The organism is Serratia odorifera (assembly GCF_041448735.1).
In the GTDB taxonomy this organism is placed as follows: Bacteria; Pseudomonadota; Gammaproteobacteria; order Enterobacterales; family Enterobacteriaceae; genus Serratia_F; species Serratia_F odorifera.
The window spans coordinates 124,953-147,214 of sequence record NZ_JBGMUT010000001.1; the positions used below are offsets into that span (position 1 = coordinate 124,953).

General features: G+C 59.4%; 27 protein-coding genes. 17 read left to right on the plus strand and 10 right to left on the minus strand.

Going from position 1 to position 22,262, the window contains the following annotated elements; translation table 11 throughout:
- Position 1 precedes the first annotated feature (1 nt).
- Genes ACCC84_RS00630 through ACCC84_RS00645 form a run of 4 tightly spaced genes read left to right on the plus strand, consistent with a single transcriptional unit; the run spans position 2 to position 3,708 of the window.
- The gene (locus ACCC84_RS00630; protein WP_050763136.1) at positions 2-1,192 is read left to right on the plus strand and encodes an ABC transporter permease; all 1,191 of its coding nucleotides are present in this window, start codon (positions 2-4) and stop codon (positions 1,190-1,192) included.
- On the plus strand, positions 1,189-2,124 hold the full coding sequence (locus ACCC84_RS00635; protein ID WP_004965510.1) for an ABC transporter ATP-binding protein: 936 nt from the start codon (positions 1,189-1,191) through the stop codon (positions 2,122-2,124). The genes ACCC84_RS00630 and ACCC84_RS00635 overlap by 4 nt, the downstream gene beginning before the upstream one ends.
- Entirely contained in the window at positions 2,121-2,918 is a 798-nt protein-coding gene (locus ACCC84_RS00640) for an ABC transporter permease (protein ID WP_004965509.1), read from the plus strand. The genes ACCC84_RS00635 and ACCC84_RS00640 overlap by 4 nt, the downstream gene beginning before the upstream one ends.
- Positions 2,919-2,928: 10 nt before the next feature.
- Complete coding sequence (locus ACCC84_RS00645) at positions 2,929-3,708, plus strand: phosphate/phosphite/phosphonate ABC transporter substrate-binding protein (protein WP_371901454.1); 780 nt, start codon at positions 2,929-2,931, stop codon at positions 3,706-3,708.
- Positions 3,709-3,721: 13 nt separating this feature from the next.
- Here ACCC84_RS00645 and ACCC84_RS00650 read toward each other — a convergent pair whose 3' ends face one another.
- Both ACCC84_RS00650 and ACCC84_RS00655 read right to left on the minus strand, forming a co-directional pair.
- Entirely contained in the window at positions 3,722-3,895 is a 174-nt protein-coding gene (locus ACCC84_RS00650) for a YohO family small membrane protein (protein ID WP_004965504.1), read from the minus strand.
- Positions 3,896-4,030: 135 nt separating this feature from the next.
- Complete coding sequence (locus tag ACCC84_RS00655) at positions 4,031-4,438, minus strand: winged helix-turn-helix transcriptional regulator (protein ID WP_004965503.1); 408 nt, start codon at positions 4,436-4,438, stop codon at positions 4,031-4,033.
- Positions 4,439-4,521: 83 nt separating this feature from the next.
- Between ACCC84_RS00655 and ACCC84_RS00660 the strand changes: the two genes are divergently transcribed.
- Positions 4,522-5,457 carry an aromatic alcohol reductase gene (locus ACCC84_RS00660; protein ID WP_371901455.1) on the plus strand — a complete coding sequence of 312 codons (936 nt, stop codon included), beginning with the start codon at positions 4,522-4,524 and terminating at the stop codon, positions 5,455-5,457.
- Between the two features lie 27 nt (positions 5,458-5,484).
- Here the strand turns inward: ACCC84_RS00660 and yedA are convergent, their stop codons facing one another.
- The 4 genes from yedA to ACCC84_RS00680 form a co-directional block, all read right to left on the minus strand.
- Complete coding sequence (yedA, locus tag ACCC84_RS00665) at positions 5,485-6,396, minus strand: drug/metabolite exporter YedA (RefSeq protein WP_004965498.1); 912 nt, start codon at positions 6,394-6,396, stop codon at positions 5,485-5,487.
- 138 nt (positions 6,397-6,534) lie between these two features.
- Positions 6,535-7,029, minus strand: coding sequence for a DUF2878 domain-containing protein (locus ACCC84_RS00670; RefSeq protein WP_004965495.1), 495 nt, complete (start codon positions 7,027-7,029; stop codon positions 6,535-6,537).
- On the minus strand, positions 7,026-7,793 hold the full coding sequence (locus ACCC84_RS00675; RefSeq protein WP_039992327.1) for a MerR family transcriptional regulator: 768 nt from the start codon (positions 7,791-7,793) through the stop codon (positions 7,026-7,028). Before ACCC84_RS00675 ends, ACCC84_RS00670 begins: the two co-directional genes overlap by 4 nt.
- A 115-nt stretch (positions 7,794-7,908) precedes the next feature.
- The gene (locus ACCC84_RS00680) at positions 7,909-8,562 is read right to left on the minus strand and encodes a helix-turn-helix transcriptional regulator (RefSeq protein ID WP_004965492.1); all 654 of its coding nucleotides are present in this window, start codon (positions 8,560-8,562) and stop codon (positions 7,909-7,911) included.
- Positions 8,563-8,665: 103 nt separating this feature from the next.
- On the opposite strand from ACCC84_RS00680, the gene ACCC84_RS00685 reads away from it, so the two are divergent.
- The 6 genes from ACCC84_RS00685 to ACCC84_RS00710 all read left to right on the plus strand — a co-directional run bounded on the left by ACCC84_RS00685 (position 8,666) and on the right by ACCC84_RS00710 (position 13,218).
- A complete protein-coding gene (locus tag ACCC84_RS00685) occupies positions 8,666-10,111 on the plus strand; it encodes an MFS transporter (protein WP_039992826.1) in 1,446 nt (481 codons plus the stop codon).
- A gap of 26 nt (positions 10,112-10,137) precedes the next feature.
- Complete coding sequence (locus ACCC84_RS00690) at positions 10,138-10,980, plus strand: AraC family transcriptional regulator (protein WP_004965488.1); 843 nt, start codon at positions 10,138-10,140, stop codon at positions 10,978-10,980.
- A gap of 69 nt (positions 10,981-11,049) precedes the next feature.
- Complete coding sequence (locus ACCC84_RS00695; RefSeq protein ID WP_039992326.1) at positions 11,050-11,751, plus strand: AzlC family ABC transporter permease; 702 nt, start codon at positions 11,050-11,052, stop codon at positions 11,749-11,751.
- The gene (locus tag ACCC84_RS00700; protein WP_004965484.1) at positions 11,748-12,062 is read left to right on the plus strand and encodes an AzlD domain-containing protein; all 315 of its coding nucleotides are present in this window, start codon (positions 11,748-11,750) and stop codon (positions 12,060-12,062) included. Before ACCC84_RS00695 ends, ACCC84_RS00700 begins: the two co-directional genes overlap by 4 nt.
- Before the next feature lie 65 nt (positions 12,063-12,127).
- Positions 12,128-12,697 carry a helix-turn-helix domain-containing protein gene (locus ACCC84_RS00705; RefSeq protein WP_004965482.1) on the plus strand — a complete coding sequence of 190 codons (570 nt, stop codon included), beginning with the start codon at positions 12,128-12,130 and terminating at the stop codon, positions 12,695-12,697.
- 2 nt (positions 12,698-12,699) lie between these two features.
- Positions 12,700-13,218, plus strand: coding sequence for a GNAT family N-acetyltransferase (locus ACCC84_RS00710; protein ID WP_004965480.1), 519 nt, complete (start codon positions 12,700-12,702; stop codon positions 13,216-13,218).
- Between the two features lie 18 nt (positions 13,219-13,236).
- Here the strand turns inward: ACCC84_RS00710 and ACCC84_RS00715 are convergent, their stop codons facing one another.
- Together ACCC84_RS00715 and ompC are read right to left on the minus strand one after the other, a co-directional pair.
- On the minus strand, positions 13,237-14,079 hold the full coding sequence (locus tag ACCC84_RS00715) for a GNAT family N-acetyltransferase (RefSeq protein WP_371901456.1): 843 nt from the start codon (positions 14,077-14,079) through the stop codon (positions 13,237-13,239).
- 179 nt (positions 14,080-14,258) lie between these two features.
- Positions 14,259-15,356, minus strand: a complete 1,098-nt coding sequence (ompC, locus tag ACCC84_RS00720) for a porin OmpC (RefSeq protein ID WP_004965475.1) — start codon at positions 15,354-15,356, stop codon at positions 14,259-14,261.
- A 241-nt stretch (positions 15,357-15,597) separates the two neighbouring features.
- On the opposite strand from ompC, the gene ACCC84_RS00725 reads away from it, so the two are divergent.
- The 4 genes from ACCC84_RS00725 (at position 15,598) to dinG (ending at position 19,386) form a co-directional block, all read left to right on the plus strand.
- Entirely contained in the window at positions 15,598-16,251 is a 654-nt protein-coding gene (locus tag ACCC84_RS00725; RefSeq protein ID WP_004965473.1) for a glutathione S-transferase family protein, read from the plus strand.
- Positions 16,252-16,360: 109 nt separating this feature from the next.
- Positions 16,361-16,693 carry a carboxymuconolactone decarboxylase family protein gene (locus ACCC84_RS00730; RefSeq protein ID WP_004965471.1) on the plus strand — a complete coding sequence of 111 codons (333 nt, stop codon included), beginning with the start codon at positions 16,361-16,363 and terminating at the stop codon, positions 16,691-16,693.
- 3 nt (positions 16,694-16,696) lie between these two features.
- Entirely contained in the window at positions 16,697-17,068 is a 372-nt protein-coding gene (locus ACCC84_RS00735; RefSeq protein ID WP_371901457.1) for a tautomerase family protein, read from the plus strand.
- 116 nt (positions 17,069-17,184) lie between these two features.
- Positions 17,185-19,386, plus strand: coding sequence for an ATP-dependent DNA helicase DinG (dinG, locus tag ACCC84_RS00740; RefSeq protein ID WP_004965467.1), 2,202 nt, complete (start codon positions 17,185-17,187; stop codon positions 19,384-19,386).
- Between the two features lie 3 nt (positions 19,387-19,389).
- Here the strand turns inward: dinG and ACCC84_RS00745 are convergent, their stop codons facing one another.
- Positions 19,390-19,821, minus strand: a complete 432-nt coding sequence (locus ACCC84_RS00745) for an Lrp/AsnC family transcriptional regulator (protein WP_004965465.1) — start codon at positions 19,819-19,821, stop codon at positions 19,390-19,392.
- A 131-nt stretch (positions 19,822-19,952) separates the two neighbouring features.
- Between ACCC84_RS00745 and ACCC84_RS00750 the strand changes: the two genes are divergently transcribed.
- Together ACCC84_RS00750 and ACCC84_RS00755 are read left to right on the plus strand one after the other, a co-directional pair.
- Positions 19,953-20,897 carry a DMT family transporter gene (locus ACCC84_RS00750; protein ID WP_371901458.1) on the plus strand — a complete coding sequence of 315 codons (945 nt, stop codon included), beginning with the start codon at positions 19,953-19,955 and terminating at the stop codon, positions 20,895-20,897.
- A gap of 36 nt (positions 20,898-20,933) precedes the next feature.
- Entirely contained in the window at positions 20,934-21,560 is a 627-nt protein-coding gene (locus ACCC84_RS00755; RefSeq protein WP_004965461.1) for a LysE family translocator, read from the plus strand.
- 19 nt (positions 21,561-21,579) lie between these two features.
- Here ACCC84_RS00755 and ACCC84_RS00760 read toward each other — a convergent pair whose 3' ends face one another.
- Complete coding sequence (locus tag ACCC84_RS00760; RefSeq protein WP_004965459.1) at positions 21,580-22,194, minus strand: TetR/AcrR family transcriptional regulator; 615 nt, start codon at positions 22,192-22,194, stop codon at positions 21,580-21,582.
- Between the last annotated feature and the right edge of the window lie 68 nt (positions 22,195-22,262).

A 22,262-nucleotide genomic window follows, 5' to 3' on the forward strand; every position in this document is an offset into this window, starting at 1 on the left:
CATGGGCACACCATGGAGCCGGAGAGTTTGTTTGACTAGCGTCCTGAAAAACCGCGTCTTACTGACGCTGTTTATCCTGTTGATACTGGCAGCGTTCAGCCTGCCATTTCTGAGTTATGCCCCCAATCGCCTGTTGTCGGGCAAAAGCATCGGCTTGCTCTCGCTGTTACACGGCGCTGCGCTGTGGCTATTGCTCCCGCTGGGCGCACTGGCGCTGCTCAGCCTGCTGCCGCCGCTGCGGCGCTTTGCGCTGCTGACGGCGATCTGCGCATCGGCGCTGCTGGGCCTGATTTTCTGGCTCAGCGGTCATGGCGCGCAGCAGCTGGCGCTGGAGGGTTCCCGGTTGGCGCGCACCTCTTGGGGCAGCGGCTGCTGGCTGATGCTGGCGCTGAGTCTGTTGATGGCGGCAGACGCCATCGCGCGCATCACCCCCTCGCACCTGTGGCGCATTGTCGGCAATACGCTGGTGCTGTTGCCGGCGGTGGCGTTGCTGTTCAGCCATCAGTTGGACGGGCTATCGCTGCTGAAGGAGTACCGCAACCGGCAAGAGGTGTTCGACGCCGCGCTGTTGCAGCACCTGACCATCTTGCTGCTTACCGTGCTGCCGACGCTGGCGATTGGCACACCGCTCGGGGTGCTGTGCTACCGTTCGCAACGCTGGCAGACGCCGATTTTCTCGACCTTGAACATCATCCAGACGGTGCCGTCGATCGCCCTGTTCGGGCTGTTGATCGCACCGCTGGCCGGGCTGGCGGCGGCGTTTCCCTGGCTGGCACAGCATGGTATCAACGGCATTGGCCTGGCGCCGGCGATCGTGGCGTTGGTGATGTACGCGCTGCTGCCGCTGGTGCGCAGCGTGGTGGCGGGGTTGCAAAGCGTGCCGGCCAACGTGATTGAATCCGCGCTTGGCATGGGCATGACGCGCGGACAGATTTTCCTGCGTATCCAGTTGCCGCTGGCATTGCCGCTGTTTTTGACCGGTGTGCGCATTCTGGCGGTGCAAACCGTCGGCATGGCGGTGGTGGCGGCGCTGATCGGCGCCGGTGGTTTCGGCGCCATCGTTTTCCAGGGATTGCTCAGCAGCGCGCTCGATCTGGTGCTGCTCGGCGTGATCCCGGTGATCGCGATGGCCGTGATGGTCGACTCGCTGTTTAAATTCATTATTTCAGCTTTGGAAGTGAAGCGCCGATGATTGACTTTGACCAGGTAAGCAAAATATTTCAGGGCAAAGCGGCGGTGGATACGCTGTCGCTGAACATTGCCGAAGGGGATTTCACCGTACTGATCGGCACCTCCGGATCCGGCAAGTCAACGACCTTGAAAATGATCAACCGCTTGATCGAGCATGACCAAGGCAAGATTTATTTCGCCGGTGAAGAGATCCACAAGTTCAAACCACAGGATCTGCGGCGACGCATGGGCTACGCCATCCAGTCGATAGGCCTGTTCCCGCACTGGACGGTGGAGGAGAACATTGCCACGGTGCCGCAGTTGCTGAAGTGGCCGCGTGCGCGCATTCGCGACCGGGTAACCGAGCTGATGGAATTGCTGCATCTGGATGCCGAGCTGTTCCGACGGCGCTATCCGCATCAGCTGTCCGGCGGGCAGCAGCAGCGCGTCGGCGTGGCACGCGCGCTGGCGGCAGATCCCGAGGTATTGCTGATGGACGAGCCGTTCGGCGCGCTCGATCCGGTGACCCGCGCGGCACTGCAAACCGAGGTGGCGCGTATTCACCAGCTGTCCGGGCGAACCATCGTATTGGTGACGCACGATATCGACGAGGCGCTGGCGCTGGCCGATCGTATCGTGCTGATGGACGCCGGTCGGGTGGTGCAGCAGGGCACGCCGCTGGAAATGCTGACCGCGCCGGCGAACGACTTTGTGCGCGATTTCTTTGGCCGCAGCGATCGCGGCATCAAACTGCTGGCGCTGGGCAGCGTCGGTGAACGGGTACGGCCGGGGCAGGCGCAAGGAGAGCCGATTGCGGCCGAGATGAACCTGCGTGAAGCGCTGTCGGTGTTTGTGGCGCGCGGCAGTGATTGCCTGCCGGTGGTCAATGCGCGCGGCGAAGCGCTTGGCGTGCTGCATTTTGCCGATCTGATTGCGCAGCGGGCGCTGTCATGAGCCGCGTCGGCGCGCCGCAGGGCGCTGGCGGGCGACGCGGATGGCGCGATCCGTTGCCGTGGCTGATCGCGCTGCTGCTGGCGCTGGTGTTCGGCATGAACCATCTGCAGGGGCTGTTTGCCGCCTGGTTCCCCGATCTGCAACGGCCGGTCTACCAGCAGGACAGCTTTATTTCGCTGCTGCTGGCGCACCTGCTGCTGGTAGCGGTTTCCAGCCTGATCGCGGTGCTGATCGGCGTGACGGCCGGCGTGGCGGTAACCCGGTCGGCCGGCAAAGAGTTTCGTTCGCTGGTGGAAACGGTGGTGGCGGTTGGCCAGACCTTTCCACCGGTGGCGGTGTTGGCGATCGCGGTACCGGTAATGGGATTCAGCGAACAGCCGGCAATTATCGCGCTGGTGCTGTATGGCCTGTTGCCGATCCTGCAGGGTACGCTGGCGGGCATTGATTCGCTACCCGCCGCCACGCGCGAGGTAGCGCAAGGCGTTGGCATGAGTCCACGGCAGATTCTGTGGCGCGTCGAGTTGCCGCTGGCCGCCCCGGTGATCGTGGCCGGTATTCGCACGTCGGTAATCATCAATATCGGCACCGCGGCGATCGCCTCTACGGTCGGTACCAAATCGCTGGGATCGCCGATTATTATCGGCCTGAGCGGTTTTAATACCGCCTATGTGATTCAGGGCGCGCTGGTGGTGGCTTTACTGGCTATCATTATCGATAGGATCTTTGAGCGTTGGGTGAATCATCTCACCGCCTGGCGTCAGCAGACGCTGACCACATCGTCTACCGTAGGATGAGGGAATTATCATGCAGGTCTCTTTGCCCATGTATGGCGTCACTCGGCAACAGGTTGAACCGTTCTGGCGCGCGCTGCGTGACAAATTGCTGCGGCTTGGCCTGGTGGAGGTGCCGGAAACCTTGAACTGGCCGCAGGATCTGGCGCAACACTGGCAGCGGCCGGACCTGCTGCTCAGCCAAACCTGTGGTTATCCGCTGGTGGCCTATCTGCCGCAGGTGCAGCTGGTGGGTACCTATCACTTTCGGGTAGAAGGGTGCAACGGCCCGAACTACAGCAGTTGGCTGGTGGTACGGGACAACGATCCCGGCCAGCGGCTGGTGGATTTTCGCGGCCGGGTAGCCGCCTACAACAGCACCGACTCGCAATCCGGCTACAACAGTCTGCGCGCCCTGATTGCGCCGCTGGCGGACAACGGCCGTTTCTTCAGCAAGGCGATCGCCTCCGGCGCGCATTATCAGTCATTGCAGCTGATTCAGCGCGGCAAGGCGGATATTGCCGCCATCGACAGCGTCAGTCTGGAATTGTTGAAACGCGCGCAGCCGCAGGCGTTGACCGGGCTGAAGATCATCGGGCGTACCGCGTCGGTACCCGGTCTGCCGTTAATCACTGCGGCGGGCACCCCGGCGGCACAGCTGGAAATATTGCGCGCTGCGGCCAATGAAATGGTCAACCATCCGGCCAGCGATAGCCTGTTGATCGGTGATTTTAGCCTGGTGACGCGTGCGGAGTATCAGGTGATTGCACAATTGGAGCAGCAGGCCGCCGAGGCTGGCGTAACGGCGCTATAGCGCCGCCTGAGGATCAGTGCGTGTCGACCACTGGCGCAGGGGTTACGCTCGGGGCAGCGCTTTCGCTGGTGGTTTCTTGCTGTGGCGTGGTGGAGCGGGTATAGATGTTCAGCCCGGCCAGGAATACGCCGCCAAGGGAACCAAAGGCGCACAGGGCGATGATGATGACGAACGCTTTTTTCAGCATGGAATTATTTTCGCAGGTTGCTTAGAACAGCGGCAATTATAATCCTTGTGCGTGCTTTGTGAAGTCCCTTGCCAAGCGCTGATTTTTATTGCAATAAATTCAAAAGCCTACCGAGAGCGTTGTTGCGACTAAGCGCTAATTCTGCGGGCCAAACGCCTCTCGTGCCTGACGAAATGCTTCGCTATGACCCACAATCCATTCCCACAGCGGCAACATATTAAGCAGCATGCCTTCGCCCAATGACGTCAATTGATAATCCACCCGCGGATGCGGCGTTTTCTGTTGATGGTCGTGGCGGGAGATCAAACCGTCGCGCTCCAACTGGCGCAGGGTTCTGGTCAACATGCGCTGGGTCACGCCGGGCAAGGCGCGCGCCAGTTGCGCATGACGCAGCGTGCCTTGGGTGCCCAGTGCGTAAATCACTCCCAGCGACCAGCGGTTGCCGGCATGGGTCAATACTTCGCGTTTCAGACTGTCGTCCTGTTCACTGAGCGCATCACAAATGCGTGAAAATTGGGCTGCCTGCGCCGCACTGAGTTTCATAAATTCCCCGGTATCATCGGTGTACCTGATTGCAACTGCTGCGCTGGGTTGGCAGCATGAGGCCGCAATCACAGGAGGAGCATATGAACGATACCACGCAGCGTCAATGGCGCGACATACTGATTCTCGGCGCAGGTGAACTGGGAATGGCGGTGCTTGAGGGATTTGTCAAACAGCGCGAGATGCATCCGGAGATGCGCCTGAGCGTGTTGTTGCGGCCGGCATCGTTGCAGCGACAACAGGCCAGCGATCTGGCTCGACGCCGGCAATTGGCTGACTGGAATATTGCCATCGTTAGCGCTGATTTCAGCCGCCAATCAACGCAACAGTTGGCGCAGTGCTTTGCCGAGTATGATGCAGTGATCAACTGCAGTGGCTTCGTCGGCGGGCCCGGTACGCAGTTGAAGATCACCCGTGCGGTGCTGGCCGCCGGGGTCGGCCGTTATATCCCCTGGCAGTTTGGCGTTGATTATGACCGCATTGGCCAAGGCAGTGGGCAACCGGTGTGGGATGAACAACTGCAGGTGCGTGAGCTGTTACGCAGCCAGCAGCAAACACGCTGGGTTATCGTGTCGACCGGCATGTTTACCAGCTACCTGTTCGAGCCTGCTTTTGGGGTAGTAGATGTGCCGGCACGCCGGGTACTTGCGCTCGGTGATGCGGATTATGCCTTGACTCTGACGACGCCGCAGGATATCGGCACCCTGACGGCGGCGATATTCTGTCATCGCCCCGAGTACCAAAACCAGGTGGTCTATGTTGCCGGCGATACCTTGAGCTACCGTCAACTGGCCGAGCTATTGAGCCGGCATTATCACCAGCGGTTTACCCTGGTGGTGGCGGAGCGGCAAACGCTGCGCGCGGCGGTTGATGCTCGTCCCGACGATAGCGCCGCCGCGTATCGGCTGGCGTTTGCCCGCCCCGATGGCGTAGCCTGGCCGTTGTCGACCAGCTACAACGCGCGCCATGGCATTGCGCTCACTGACGTCAAGGATTGGCTGGTCGCCAATGCCCGCTGAATCAGGCGGCCTAGCGGCCGCTGTCGGTCACTCCAGCGATTCGACGCGGCTTGGGCGCTGGAACAGATACTTGCCCAGCGTCACCAGCACCACGGCGGAAACGATCACCAGCAGCGCCAGCCATTCGCGCAGTTCCAGCGTCTCGCCGGCGAAGCCGACGCCGAGCAGTACCGCCACCACCGGATTGACATAGGCGTAGCTGGTTGCTACCACCGGACGTACGTTTTTCAGCAGGAACATATAGGCGCTGATCGCCAGCATCGAGCCGAAAACAATCAGGTAGCCGAGTGCGAAAAAGCCGCCGGCGGTTGGCATGCTGGTCAAGCGCTCACCGCTGAGCTGGCTGACCAGCAGCAACACCGCTCCAGCCACCAGCATTTCGGCGGCGCCGGCCATCGGCCCGGCGGGCAGCGAAATGCGTGACCCGAGCACCGAGCCAAATGCCCAACTGGCGGAAGCCAGCAGGATCAGCAGCGCACCGGTGGGATTGCCAACCAGGTTATTGCCGGTGTTGAGCAGCACGATGCCTACCAGTCCGAGCACAATGCCGGCCCATTCCAGTTTGGTGTTGCGGATGCCCCAGAACATGCTGAAGCACAGGGTAAACAGCGGTACCGTCGCTACCATCACCGCCGCGATGCCGGAAGGCACCTCCTGATGCTCCGCCACGGTGACCAGGCCATTGCCGACCGCCAGCAACAGAATGCCGATAGCACCGGCGGAGAACCATTGTTTCAGCGTCGGCAAGGCATGGCCGCGCAGTGCCAGAAAGCCGAACAGAATAATGCCGGCGCTGAGATAACGGATGCCGGCCATCATCAATGGCGGCCAACTGGCGACCCCGATGCGAATAACGAAATAGGTCGATCCCCAGACTATATACAACGTAAACAGAGCGCCAATCAGCGGTAACAGACTACGACTTTGTTGACTCAACATGGGTTTTTATCGGTAGGCTAAAATAGTGGGAAGGGGGTTAGTAAACCCCAAGCGGCATGTAATAAGCAACGAATTTTATTGTTAAAATTTGGTAAAAACACGCCGATGGCAGCATAAAATCCGCGCAAGGTGTCGGCGTCAGCGCGCGGTGGATTGGCGCATCTGCGGCCAGCTTACCGCAGGCAGGTAAATGGCCCAGCCAATGGCCAGCACCAATAACATCAACTCGGGGGCCATCAGCGGCGTGATGGCGGTCAGTTTCCAGCTAATCAGAGCGCTGAGAGGGCCAAAGACTGCGCCAAATACCGCTACCGGCCAGCTCGCACTTCTTACCAGGCTCAACAACCAGCACCACCAGCAGCTAAAGGTCAGCCACAGCGCCATCATCCACAGCGGCACGCTGCCATGCCCGCTGAATTTCAACACCCCGGTGTAACACCAGACCGCGTCCATCGCGATACCGCCCAACGTTGCCAACAGCACCCACTTGCGGCGCGGCGCAGCGGTGAACATCAGGGACAAGGCCGCGCCCGCCAACAGTAGCGCTACCGTGGTGTCTCGGCTCAGCACTGCCAGCGCCCAGTAGGCGCCGAGGCCAAGCGTTGCCAACCAGAATCCGGCGTGCAGTCTCATGGCTGCTCCATCTCGGTCAATAACGCGCTGCTGCCGATCAGGGTAATATCCAGCCCGAGCTCCTGCCAGACGGCGAGCTGTTTGCGCTGCGGGGCGCTCAATGCCCCTTCGGCGCGCAGAAAATAGCGATCGGCCTTGAACAACTGCGGCTGCGGCTGCGCCAACGGCTCCGGCAGCAGATCGACCCGCATACCGGACTTGGCCAGAATGATCGCCTCCAGCCATAGCTCGGTGCGATCGGCGCTTGCTCCCCACGCCAGCAACAGTGCGTTCTGCCCCGGTTTTTTCCGCGCGGCGGTCATGCAAAACGCCGCATATTCGATGATGATGCCGTCTAGCAACGCGCGCAGGGATTGCAACAGGGGATTTGCCGCGCTCAACTGGGCACGCAACGGGCGCAGTACGTGGTCGATAAGCGCATTGACCGGATATTCGCGGCCCAATTCGTAGAGGCGGTTGCGCAGCGCGTTGGCCGCCGGCGCATGCAGCAGACCCATCAACTGCTGCTGCAGCAGAGCCCAGTTGGCCTGGCTGCTGGCCGGCGCATCACCGGCCAATAATGCCTTGACCTGGCTAACCGGTACGCCAAGGGCGATCCAGCTGATTATCGCGCGGATGCGCGCCACGTCGCTGTCATCAAACTGACGATGGCCGCCTTCGCTACGCTGCGGCTTTAACAGCCCATAACGGCGTTGCCAGGCGCGTAACGTCACCGGATTGATTCCGCACAGCTGCGCCACTTCGCCAATGCTGTAAACCGCCATTGCGTCTCCTCGTTGCATGCGCCACCGCAGGAAACAGGGTGACGAAAGGTAAACTTATACAACTCGCAACAGTGGTACAACTGCTTGGGTTCCTAATTCACCCGGTGGCGGCCGATTAAACGGGAGAAATGTGATAGGCACAGCGTCGCGCACCGGCAAGAATGTGTTCAACGCGTTCGACCTGCGCCCGTAGCACCTCGCTGAAAATACTCAGCTCGGTGCGACAGAAGCCTTGGCATACGCTGGCTGCCGCGCAGATCGGGCAGTGATTTTCCACCAGTTGGAAAGTTCCGTCCTGCAGTTGGCACCATTCGGCCATATAGCCTTCCCGGCAGCGGATGGCCGCCAGTCGCGCCACGCGTTCCTGTAGCGTGGCGGCCCCCACCATCGCCTGAATATAATTGATGCGGTTTTCCTGCTCGCGGCTTTCAATCAGCACATCCAGCGCGTTTTCCCCCAGCTTGTCGCGTACCGTGCGCAGTAGTTGCACCGTCAGTTCGGCATGGGTGTCCGGAAAGCGGGCGTCACCGGCCGGCGTGAGCTGCCACAGCTGTACCGGGCGGCCCACGCCGCGGGTTTCCGCCTTGGCTTCCACCAGCCCCTCTTTCGCCAGTTTGACGAACTGCTGGCGTGCGGCTTCGCCGGTGGTGCCGAGGGCTTTGCCTGCGTCGGATGCTTGTTGCGGGCCACGGGTTTTCAAGAGCTTCAATAAACGGTCGCTGACAGAATGTGCTGTGCATTCGCCATTTTCCAAGCTAATCCTTGACATATTTCACCGCCTCACCCTTAATTATTCCAAGTTAACACTTGTTAAATTTAACGCAATCTAACCTTTAACTCAATCACCGATACGCTGAAACGGAATGATAAACGTGATAACTGATGATGAAACTCGCTGGAGCGACCTGTTCTCCGGTAAAAACGCCGCCAGTGCCATTGCGCTGTCCCTCGGGGTGGCGCTGCATGCCGTCAACATTCTGGTGGCTACTACCATTTTGCCATCGGTGGTGCAGGATATCGGCGGGCTGAATCTGTATGCCTGGAACACCACGCTGTTCGTGGTGGCGTCGATTCTGGGTTCCGCCCTGTCGGCGCGGTTGCTGAGTGCTTACGGCGCCCGCAGCGCCTATCTGGTGGCGTCGCTGTTTTTCATCATCGGCGCGGCGTTGTGCGCGCTGGCACCGTCGATGCCGGTGATGCTGATTGGACGCACCGTGCAGGGGTTTGGCGGCGGCCTGATCTTTGCGCTGTCGTATGCGATGATCAATCTGGTGTTTCATCAATCGCTCTGGCCACGCGCCATGGCGCTGGTGTCCGCCATGTGGGGTATTGCGACGTTGATCGGGCCGGCGGTCGGCGGCATCTTTGCCGAGCTGCACGCCTGGCGCTGGGCATTCGGTATTCTGTTGCCGATCATGGTGCTCTATGCGGCGTTTACCTTCAGCATTCTGCCGAAGGGCAAAGCGCAGCAGGCGGCAGCACCGTTGCCGCTGGCGCAGTTGACACTGTTGGCGGCCTCGGTGTTGATCGTTTCGGCCGGCAGTCTGGCGAGCAACCTATGGGTCAACGTGGGCGGCATTGCGTTGGCACTGCTGCTAATGGCGTGGCTGTTGCGGCGTGAGGCGCATTCCCGCGCCCGCCTGCTGCCACAGGGCGCGCTGCGGCGTGGATCGACCCAGGCAGCGCTGTACCTGACCGTTTCGCTGTTGGTGGTCGGCATGACCAGCGAGATCTTCGTGCCGTATTTCCTGCAGATACTGCACGGCCAGTCACCGCTGATCGCCGGTTATATTGCCGCTACCATGGCCGCCGGCTGGACGCTGGCCGAAATCCTCAGTTCCGGTTGGCGCGGTGCGGGCATTCGCCGGGCGATTTTCAGCGGGCCGCTGCTGGTGATGGCAGGCTTGCTGGCATTGGGGCTGCTGATGCCGATCGCGTCTGGTGGTCACTGGACGACGCTGGCGCCGATCGTTATTGCATTGACGCTGGTCGGTTTTGGCATCGGCTTCGGCTGGCCGCATTTGCTGACGCGGATACTGCAGACGGCGCCGGAAAGCGACAGGGACATCGCCGGCGCGTCGATCACCACGGTACAACTGTTTGCCACCGCCTTCGGCGCCGCGCTGGCTGGCCTGATAGCCAACCTGGCAGGGCTGAACGTACCGGGTGGCAGCGCAGGCGCAAGCTCGGCCGCTCGCTGGCTGTTCCTGCTGTTTGCCCTGGCGCCATTGATGGCGGTCTATTCTGCCTGGCGTTGCGCCTATCTGCCGCACAACGCGAGCAATTTTGTACAAAACCCGACTTCCGACCAATGCTAGAATAGCTGGCATTGGCGGAGGTAACGATGACCAGGCAAGCCCAGGCGGGACGACAAGAACAAACGCACTTTATGCACCTCGATGAACTCGGTGGGCTGGAGGTATTGCAGGCCAGTTATCTGCGCCAGTCGTTTTCCCGTCACAGTCATGAAGGTTACTGCATTGGCGTTATCGACGATGGTGCGCAGCGATTCTACCGTTCCGGCGGCGAGCACGTAGCGCCGCACGGCAGCATCATTCTGGTGAATGCTGACGAAGTCCACACCGGCAGCTCGGCAGCAGAAAACGGCTGGGCCTACCAGGCGATGTATCCCACACCGGAACTGCTGGCCACTCTGGCGCGTGACCTGAAAACCAGCGGCGGCGGCGCGCCCCATTTCCCGCAGGCGGTGGTGCATGACGTTGGACTGGCGGAGCAACTGCGGCTGGCGTTTGGCCTGTTGCACGGTAAGGAAAACCGCCTGCTGAAGGAAACCATGCTGTTCTCCGCCTTGACCTGGCTAATGTTGCGCCATGGCAAAAGCCGCATTGAGCCGGCGGCGCAGAGCAGGGCGCAACGCCAGGTGGCACTGGTCAAGGCGTTGCTCGACGACTTTCCGGAGATTGACATCTCGCTGCTCGAACTGGCCGATCGAGTGGCGCTCAGCCCGTATTATCTGCTGCGCCAGTTTCAACGGGTTACCGGTTTGCCGCCGCATGCCTATCAGATCCAGGCGCGCTTGCGCAAAGCACGCGACATGTTAAAACGCGGGCATGGGGTGCTGGAAAGCGCACTGGCCTGCGGTTTTCACGATCAGAGCCATTTTCACCGCCATTTTCGTAAATCGATGGGCGTCACCCCCGGCGATTACGTCAATTCACTGCGCTAACTGCGCAACGGCGTGCAATACCGGCGCCGCCTCCATCACCTAGGCTGCTCTTTTTTGCCGGAGAGAGCCATGCACCATCCCGTTACACTGACACCTACGCCAATATTACGGCCTGCGTTACAGGGGGCGGTTGCGATGCTACCGCTGTGTCTGGCGGTGCTGCCCTGGGGCATGCTGGCCGGTTCGATGGCGATGCAAAGTGGCCTGACCGCCGCACAGGGGCTGGGCATGTCGGCCATCGTCTTTGCCGGTGCCTCGCAGTTGGTGGCGCTGGGCATGCTTAAAACCGGTGCCGGGTTGCTGGCGATCCTGGTTTCCACCTTTTTTATTACCGCACAGCATTTTCTCTATGCGCTGCGATTGCGAGACTGTGTTGCGCCTCTGCCGCTGCGTTGGCGACTGCTGTTGGGCTTTTTGCTCACCGACGAGCTGTTTGCCCTGACCGGCGAGCAAGGGCCGGCGCGTTTTAACCGCTGGTATGCGCTGGGTGCCGGGCTGACGTTTTATATTTGCTGGTTTTTGGCCACCTGGCTTGGGATCGCGGCTGCCAGCCTCGGCGACCTTGACGGTTACGGGCTGGATTTTTCCATTGCCGCCACCTTTATCGCCATCGTGGTTCCGCTGATCCGCACCTTGCCGATACTGGCCTGTTCGCTGAGCGCGCTATTGCTGTCGGTGGTGCTGCACCACTATCAAATCCCCGGCGCGCTGGTGATTGCCACCCTGACGGCAATGATGGTGGGGCTGCTCTGCAGTAAGGGGGCGCAATGATGGTGTGGCTAATTATCGTGCTGATGGCGCTGGTGGTGTTTTTCAACCGTTACTTTTTTCTGGCGCCGAGCCTGCGTTTGCGGCTGTCGGCACGCATGCATACGCTGCTGGGATTTTCGGTGCCGGCGGTGTTGAGTGCCATCTGTGGACCGATCGTGATGTACAGCGACGATCGCTGGCGCGGCGTGGCGGAAAATCCCTACCTCTGGGGCGCGCTGTTTGCGGTTATTCTGGCGTTCTTTCTACGCAATATGCTGCTGGTGGTGCTGTTCAGCATGCTGATTTTTATCACCCTGCGCGGGATGATGTGAAAATACGCTTGCAAATTCCCTGATTTGAGATAATTTCTCTTAATTGAGATATTAAGAGGGTAAGCATGCAGCAGATACAGAACGACATTGACCAGCGCCTGGCGCAGCGGTTGGTGGCATTGCGCCAGCAACGGGGGTGGTCGCTGGAGGCATTGGCGCAGCAAACCGGCATCAGTCGTGCGACGCTGTCGCGCATTGAGCGCATGGAAACCAGCCCGACGGCGTCGCTGCTGAACACGCTGTGCGCGGCATATGGCCTGACCATGTCACGCTTGCTGAGCGAACTGGATAATGAGCCGCCGGAGTTGTTATCACGCCAACAGCAGCCGGTGTGGGTCGATCACGCCAGCGGATTTCATCGGCGTTCGGTGTCGCCGCCTACCGCGTTGTACCAGGCCGAATTTATCGAAGGTACATTACAGTCCGGCGCACGCATCGAGTACGACGCGCCGTCGATTCACGGTCTGGAACACCATCTGTGGATGATAGACGGCGAGCTGACGTTGACCCTCGACGCGCGGCCGTTTCGACTGCAGGCTGGAGATTGCCTGCGCTATCGCCTGACCGGCAGTTCGCAGTTTCACGCCACCGGCACACAGCCGGCCCATTACACCATTATCATTTGCAGGCCATAACCATGATTGACATTCAGCAATTGGACGCCGCCGCAGCGCAAGCGGCTATCCCCGATCTGGCACAGGTGCTGCACGCCAGCGTCTGGCAGGGCGCCAGCATTGGCTTTGTTACGCCGTTCAGCGTCGAGCAGGCGGCGGCATTTTGGCACGGCCTGCTGCCGGCGATCGCCAGCGGCGAGCGGTTGATGCTGGCGGCACGGGACGGGCAACGCATTGTCGGCACGGTGCAACTGCTGCTGGCGATGCCGGCTAATGGCGCCCACCGGGCGGAGATCGTTAAGCTGATGGTGCATCCGCAGGCGCGTCGTCAGGGCATCGCCCACCGTCTGATGCAGCAGGCCGAGCAATTGGCCATAACGCATCAGCGTCAGCTGTTGGTGTTGGATACCGTCAGCGATTCACCGGCGGAGAGCCTGTACCGTCTGCTGGGGTTCCAGCTGGCAGGGCGCATCCCGCAGTATGCCCGTGCCAGCCTTGGCGATACGCTGGATGCGACCAGCTATATGTACAAATTGTTGTAGGTTGGCCGCCGGCGCTTTTCAGGGCACGCCGAACGTTAGGGTCATTTCGCATTGCCGCAGCGGCTCCTCGCGCCAGCCGATACGGGTAAAGAAACCGGCTGCGCACTCCGGCACGTAGACGTTGGCCATTAGCGGCAAGGGCGCGTACTGGTGCTGCAACGCCTGCAGCAGCGCACGGCCATAGCCCTTGCCACGCAGCGCCTGCGGGACGTAAACCATACGCAGGGCGCATCGTTCGGCGCTGGGTGCCACCAGGGCGAACGCCTGCTGATGCAGGGTAAAGGCGCGCGATCCGCCCGCTAATTTGTACAGCGTTTCTGGGGCGATTAACCATGGTAATGACAGGATGTTGTCCGCAATCAGGCGGCGTGACAGCAGCAGTGGGTCGATCTCTTGCAGCGGTTGCGGAGGCGGCACGGCGTCGAGTGGCGCATGAAAACCGCGTAACGTGCCGCTGACGGCTAACCCGGCCTGTTGATACAGCGCCAGCGCCGCATGGTTACCGTCGATCACCTCAAGAGAAAGCTGCCGGTCGCCGCGTGCCCGCGCGTCGGTGATTAGACGCGCCATCAGCGCCTTGCCCAGCCCCTGACCGCGCATTTCGGGGCGAATCGACAGGGCGGCTATCCGGCTGTGGCGACCGCGACGGGCGATCAGCGCCAGGGCCACCGGCCGTTGGTGATAAGTGACCACCAGGCTGTGGTTCAGGCTGAGGTCTTCGGCGTGGAAACGACTGGCAAAGGCGATGCCCTCCATGGCAAACGGCACGATATAGTTTTCAAAACAGTGGGTAAGAATTTGCGCCAGCCGATCGCTGCTGTATCGCAGGGCAGTATGGTATTCAACGTCGGTGGCGTGCATGGAATGACTCCGGATGGCGACAGAAGCTATACATGTAGACCGGATTGCCAGCGATGACAAGCCGCGTTGCCGACTGATGGCAGAAAACAAAAAAACCGGGCGCAGCCGCCCGGTAAAAGATGCATGAACAGGTTAATTAGCCGTAGCTAAAAATTGCAGTGGTGGTTATGCATGACGGTTTAGAACTGGTAAACCAGGCCTACGGCGACCACATCATCATCGGTCAGACCCAGTTTATTATCGCTATCCAGCTGGTTGATTTTATAATCCACGTAAGTAGACATGTTTTTATTAAAGTAATAATAGGCGCCAATATCGACATATTTAACCAGGTCTACGTCGCCGAGATTTTCAATATCCTTGCCTTTGGATTGCACATAGCCAATTGACGGACGCAGGCCGAAGTCGAATTGATATTGTGCTACCACTTCAAAGCCCTGGGCTTTATTGGCGAAGCCGCTGACTGAGGTCGCGGAACTGTTAATGGTGGCGGTGCCGGAAATGGGTACAATATTACGGCTTTCCGAGTAGGTCGCTGCCAGATAGACGTTGTTATTGTCGTACTTCACGCCGGCGGCCCAAATGTCGGCCTTATCGCCTTTGCCGAAGCTGCCCTGTTTCTGGGTTGTGGTGCGGTTGGACGAGGCATAGGCTGCACCGACGCTGAAGCCGTCGATGATTTCGTAGCTGGATGACAAGCCCCAACCGTCGCCGTTGGCCTTGCTGCTGGAGCGGCCGTCGTTTTCATTTTTGCCTTGGTACTGTACGGCAAACTTCAGGCCGTCGACCAGACCAAAGAAGTCATTGTTACGGTAGGTGGCGACGCCGTTGGTACGGCCGTTCATAAAGTTGTCGGTCTTGACGTAGGCGTCATCACCGAACTCCGGCAGCATATCGGTCCAGGCGCCGACGTCATAAATAATGCCGTAGTTGCGGCCATAATCGATAGAACCGACGTCTTTCAGTTTCAGACCGGCAAAGCCCAGACGGGTTTTGGTGTCCTTGGCGCTGTCAGATTCGGTATGGTTGGCGGAAATCTGGTATTCCCACTGGCCATAGCCGGTCAGTTGATCGTTGATTTGCGTGGCACCCTTAAAGCCAAAGCGGACGTAGGATTTGTCACCGTCGCTGCCAGCATCATCAGAAAAATAATGCAGCCCTTTGACTTTTCCGTACAGGTCGAGTTTATTTCCGTCTTTATTATAAATTTCTGCTGCGTACGTCGAAGGCGCGATCAAAAGTGCCGGAATAATAACGGCAAGAAGTTTCGTTTTCATATTTATCCCTGCTTTTCTCTATTAAAAGACGCTTATCATCAAGCTTATTTCTGTTAGGTTTGCTGTCGGATTTATCGCAGCGCAGAATTTTTACCAAGGTTGTGTGATGTATTTATGACAGAATATTTATTTCTATGTTGAATGATGAAAAAAACGCCGCCAAAGGCACGATTCGCTGCCGGACAAGGCCAAAACGGTGGTCTACAGTTAACGGTACGGTTTATTGGTCTGCGGAGGAATCATGCGTGAGGCTTATACATTACTCGGTTGCCGTGGTTGCGGTTCCACTATCGTTGCCGCCGCACTGGAATTGACCGGCTTTCCCTGGGGTTATGAAGAGGTCGACTACGATGTCGACAGCCCCGAACGTGACCGTCTGCTGGCGATGAACCCGTTGGGGCAGGTACCGACGCTGATCCTGCCGGACGACGAGATAATGACCGAAAGCGCGGCAATTATTCTGCTGCTGCATGACCGGGCGCCGCATGCCGAATTGGTGCCCGATGCCGGCGCGGCCATGTTACCGCGCTTTCTGCGTTGGCTGATGTTCATCAATTGCGCCATCTATCCGACCTTTACCTATGGCGACAACCCGGAAAAATGGCTGCCGAAAACCCGTCATCCGGAACGGCTGGAGGAGACCATCGGGCCGCACCGCGAACAGCTGTGGCGGGCGTTTGCCGCCGCCGCCAGCGATACGGGACCCTGGTTCCTCGGGCGCACCTTCAGCGCGTTGGATTTGTATATTGCGGTCATGTGCAATTGGCGTCCGGGACGCCGCTGGTTCGTTCAGCATTGCCCGCGGCTGGTGGCGATTGCTGAAAGGGTGGAGCAACTGCCGGAGTTGAATGCGCTGTTTCATGCGCACTTCGATCACGTCGCCCCGTTGGAGTAGTGGCGCATAATCGTCCTGTTTTTCTGAATCATTGGTGCTGAAAATACCGATTTTCCTCGCGGTCGGCGACGGGTAGCGTAAGGCTATCGATCACTGTCCGGAGGACATCATGCAGATGCAAAACACCCCTAACCCCCAATCAAGCGCCGGCCAACAGGCCTTTGGCGATATCGCACCCAAGCTGGCGCAGCTCAGCGATGCGGTGTTGTTCGATGACGTCTGGCAGCGGCCCGAACTGGGAGCGCGTGAGCGCAGTCTGATCACCGTGGCGGCGCTGGTGGCGCTTAATCGGCTGGAGCAACTGCCGTTCCATTTGCAGCTGGCGCAGCGCAACGGCGTCAGCCGTGAACAGTTGGCCGAGCTTATCACCCATCTGGCTTTTTATGCCGGCTGGCCGGCGGCGGCCTCGGCGGTAGCGCGCCTGCGCGAAATGGAGGAGTGAGCCATGCCGTTTACCCGCATCGCACTGCATAATGGTAAAACGCCGGCCTATCTGCGTACGCTGTCAGACTCGCTGCATCAGGCGCTGGTTGAAGCGTTCGAGGTGCCGCCGGACGACAGGTTTCAGGTTATTGACCAATATCGTCCCGGTGAACTGATTTATGATGCCCATTACCTTGGCGGGCCGCGCTCCGAGGATTACGTGCTGTTTTACATTACCGTGGGGCGGGCGCGTACTGCGGCGACCAAGCAGCGTTTCTACCAGCGACTGGCGGCGCTATTGCAGCAAAACCTGCAACTGTCGCCGCAGGATGTGATGGTGGTGGTGGTGAGCTCGCAGCGAGAAGACTGGTTATTTGGTCCCGATGATGTCTGAATCCCGCCACGACACGCGGGGCGCTGCGCAATATTGAACGCTGGGCGAGACGTGGGCTGACTGTACGCAGCGCTTGTGGGACAATAGCGCCATCATTTCGTTTAGATAAGAGTTGAATGGCGCTCTCTACCTCAGTTAAAACTCAGATCGGTCAGTGGTATAAAGCCCTGCAACAGCAAATACCGGATTTTATTTCCCGCGCGCCGCAACGGCAGATGATTGCCGAAGTGGCGAAAACCCTGGCCGGCGATTACCCGCGCCATCTGGCGATCGAAGCTCCGACCGGCGTGGGCAAAACCTTGTCGTATCTGATCCCCGGCATCGCCGTCGGGCGCGACGAAGGCAAGCCGTTGGTGGTCAGCACCGCTAACGTGGCATTGCAGGACCAGATCTTCAGCAAAGACCTGCCGCTGCTGAAGAAGATCATTCCCGATCTGAAATTCACCGGGGCGTTTGGCCGCCGGCGCTATGTGTGTCCACGCAATCTGGCGTCGATGAGTACCGACGTGGCCGAGCAGGGCGATTTGATGCTCTACCTGGATGACGACGAACGGCTGCCGTCCAATGGCGAAGAGCAGGCGCTGTGCCAGAAACTGTCCGCCTCGCTCAGCCGCCATCAGTGGGACGGCCTGCGCGATCACTACGCCCAGTCGATCGACGACACGCTGTGGGCCAAGCTGAGCACCGACAAGGTTAACTGCCTCGGGCGTAACTGCCATTATATTCGCGAATGCCCGTTTTACCTTGCCCGCAAGGAAATCGAAAGCGCCGACGTGGTGGTGGCCAACCATGCGTTAGTGATGGCGGCGCTGGAAAGCGAATCGGTGCTGCCGAATCCGAAAGAGCTGTTATTGGTGCTGGACGAGGGGCACCACCTGCCGGAGGTGGCGCGCGACGCGCTGGAAATTGAAGGCGAAATCACCGCGCTGTCGACCAATTTGCAACTTGATATGATCGTGCGTCAGGTGGAACAGTGCATGGTGCAGTACCGGCCGAAAAACCCGCCAGGCCTGTCGAATAGCGAACGCTTGAAGAACCACTGCGAAGAGCTGCGCGAACGGGTGCAGCTCTTCGAACACCAGGTGAGCGCCTACCTGCCGGGCGACGGCAGCGAGGCGGAATACCGTTTCGAGATGGGTGCGCTGCCGCCGGAGATGGTCGAGGCGAGCGCGCGGCTGTTCAAATTGACCGATGCGCTGCGTGGGCTGGCGGAATTTATTCTTAACGATCTGACCGAGCAGAGCGGCAAGCATGACATCGTGAGGCTGCATCGCGCCATTTTACAAATGAGTCGCACGCTGGGTTATCTGGAGGCGATGAGCAAACTGTGGAAGCTGGCCGCGCTGGAAAAATCCTCCAATGCACCGATTTCCAAATGGGTGACGCGCGAGCTGCGCGATAACGTCAGCCATCTGTATCTGCACTGCGTCGGTATTCGCGTCAGCGATCAGCTGGAAAAACTGCTGTGGCGCAATGTTCCGCACGTGGTGGTAACGTCGGCCACCCTGCGTTCGCTCAACAGCTTTGCGCGGCTGCAGGAGATGAGCGGGCTGAACGAAAAGGCCGGCGATCGCTTCGAAGTGCTGGCTTCGCCGTTTAACCACGTCGAGCAGGGCAAGATCGTCATTCCGCAAATGACGTTCGAACCGGCGATCGCCACCGAAGCGGAACATCTGGAGGAGATGGCGCGCTTCTTCCGAGCGCAGGTAGCTGGCGCGCAGCACAAGGGCATGCTGATCCTGTTCAGCAGCAACCGGGCGATGCAAACCTTCCTTGGCTACGTGACCGATCTGCGTCTGATGTTGCTGGTACAGGGCGATCAGCCACGCTATCGTCTGGTGGAAGAACACCGCAAGCGGGTGGAAAAAGGCGTGGCCAGCGTACTGGTCGGCCTGCAATCGTTCGCCGAAGGGCTGGATCTCAAGGGCGAGCTGCTGACTCAGGTGCATATCCACAAGATTGCGTTTCCCCCCATCGACAGCCCGGTGATCCTCACCGAAGGTGAATGGCTGAAAACCCTGAAACGTTATCCCTTTGAGGTGCAAAGCCTGCCCAGCGCGTCGTTTAATTTGATCCAGCAGGTCGGTCGATTAATCCGTAGCAACGAATGCCGCGGTGAAATCGTGATTTACGATCGCCGGCTGTTGACCAAGAGCTACGGCGCGCGCCTGCTGTCGGCGCTGCCGGTATTCCCGATAGAGCAGCGCGAGGTGCCGGAGGCTGACAAGGCGCATAAAGCGGCGCTGAAGTCGGTGGCCGAGGCGGCAAAAAAGCAGAAAAAAGCCGCCAATCCGTTTGCCCGACGCCGACGCCGCTGAGTATCACAGCGGCGGCAGGCGGCGTTTCACCGGCGTGGTTTTCACTATCGAGGTGTTGCTTTGCGCCCGTTCGGCCAGCCGATCGAGGATCTGGTCGAGCTGCTCCAGTGAGTGAGCCACCAGGCGCACGATAAAACAGTCTTCGCCGGTGACCTTGTCGCATTCGATCACCTCGGGCGTCTCGGCGATCATCTGTTCCACTTTCTTCAGCATGCCCGGCAGCGGCTTGACGCGCACCAGCGACTGGAACGCGTAGCCCAGCGCCGGCAGATTGACGTTCAGGGTGTAGCCCTGGATCACGCCGCTTTCTTCCAGCCGCCGCAACCGCTCCGAAGTGCTCGGCGACGACAGGCCCACTTTGGCGCTCAGCATCTTCAGCGACATGCGCGCATCCTCGGCCAGCAAGGCCAGCATTTGGCGATCGATATCGTCCATAGCGACTCCATTAGGTTAATTTAGGTAATTTCCTTCAATAAAAAGGAGTTTAAACGATAATGCCTTTTTTATACCATGTATTGTCGGCAGAAATCGTTGCACACTATTTCCTCTGAACACGGGGGAACGAGATGAAGACAGAAATTAAACGCGGCTCGCTGGAGATGATTGCGGCGATGCTGATTTCCGGCAGCATTGGCTGGTTTGTGCTGATGTCGGGCCAGCCGGTGGTCAACGTGGTGTTTTGGCGCTGTGTGTTTGGCGCCGCGGTGCTGTTGGTGGTATGTGGGCTACGGGGACAACTGCGCCGCTCGACGTTGAACCGTGCCATATTGCTGACGGCGGTGGCGGGTGGTATTGCGTTGGTGATCAACTGGCTGCTGCTGTTTGCCGCCTATGCCTACGCCTCTATTTCCATCGCTACTGCGGTGTACAACACCCAACCGTTTATGCTGGTGGTATTGGCGGCGCTATTGCTCGGTGAAAAGCTGACGGCGCGTAAAATGCTGTGGCTGACGCTGGCGTTTATCGGCATGGCTCTGGTGGTACTGTCGCAACCAGGGCAGCAGAGCGAACAGCAACATTATCTGTTGGGCATTTTGCTGTCGCTTGGCGCGGCATTTTTCTATGCGCTGATGGCGCTGGCAGCCAAACGCCTGACCGGTACGCCGCCGCATGTGATTGCACTGATCCAGGTCAGCGTCGGCGCGCTGATGCTACTGCCGCTGGTGGACTTTGGGGTGGCAACCAGCGCTGGACAATGGGGGCTCTTGATTACCCTGGGCGTGTTGCACACCGGCGTGATGTACGTGTTGCTGTACGGCGGTATCCAGAAATTGCCGACCCACCTCACCGGTTCGCTGTCGTTTATTTATCCGCTTGCGGCCATGCTGGTCGACCGGTTTGCCTTCGGCCATCAACTGGTTGCGCTGCAACTGGCCGGGGCGACGCTGATCCTGCTGGCAGCGGCCGGAATGAATCTGCTGGGGGAGCGGCGGGCGCCAACCGCCTTGAGCACCGGGTGTAATAATTTGCCGTGTGGCTCTAGTAAAACGCCGAGTGCGGATTATGATTGAAGGCAACTTCCCCGCTGAATGATAAGGTAGCATCGAATGGACATTGCAACGCTGTTGCTGTTTTCCGCCGCCTGCCTGGCACTGGCCGTTACGCCAGGGCCGGATATGTTGTTGATCGCCTCGCGTAGTCTCAGCCAGGGGCGGCGCGCCGGCTTTGCCTCGCTGGCCGGTATCCAGCTTGGCACCTATTGCCACGCTCTGGCCGCCGCGCTTGGGTTGTCGCAGCTGTTTGTGGCGGTACCGCTGGCTTACGATGCGGTTCGCCTGTTGGGGGCGGCTTATCTGTTGTATCTGGCGTGGAAAACGCTGCGCACGGGCAGCAATTTGCAGGCCACCGCCGGCTTGCAGACGGTAGCGGTCGGGCGCATTTTGCAGCAAGGGCTGTGGACCAATATTCTTAATCCCAAAATGGCGCTGTTCGTGCTGGCATTGTTTCCGCAGTTTATCAATCCACAGGCCGGATCGGTGGTGGTGCAGATGCTACTGTTGGCGACGGTGCTGAACGTGATCGGTCTGGCGATCAATGGTGGCGTCATTTTGCTGATCGGCGGGATGAAAAGCCGCTTCGCCGGGCGGCAGTTCAGCGCTCGCTGGCCAAACTATCTGCTGAGCGGCGTGTTTGCCGGCCTGGCCTGCAAGCTGATTTTCGACAGTCGTAAATAAGCGCGGGGCGCATGGCGTCTCAGCTTCTTTCTACCAGCGCCACGATGGTGATGAGCAGCTCGCGTTTGGCTTCATCGGCGCTGATTTGCTGGCAGACCGCCGCGCAGGACAACGCTTCTGCCGCCCCCAGCATCGCCCATAACCCCGCGGCGGCAATCTGCTTGCCGCTGGCGAACGGCACCAGCATCTGCCGGCATTTTTCGATAAATGCCACTTCATAGGCGCGTTTGATCTTTTCAAGCTCCGGCGTACCGGCCAGCGCGGCGATAATGCCGGGGATCTCGCGTCCTTGCAGCAGCACGCAATCGACGTACGCGGTGGCAATCAGCGTGGCGCGGCCAATCAGCGTGGCTTCGCTGGCTTGTAATAGCTCATCAAACAGCGCGTTCTGGCGCGCGTCGAACTCTTGATACAACGCTGCCAACAGTCCAAGGCGCGTACCAAAGTGATCGTACACCACCGGTTTGGTTACGCCAGACTGCTCAGCAAGCCTGCCCAGCGACAGGTTTTCCGTTCCTTCCTGACCGATTATCTGCCATGCGGTATCCAAAAGTTGACGGTTGCGCTCCTCGCGTGACAGACGTTGCCGCGGCATTGCCGTGGCGGATTTTTGTTGCGTGGAAAATTTGGTCATTGCTAATATACTAATGGTAGGTTACTAATGGTATATAGTTTACGCCAGTTACTGAAGAACGGCAATCA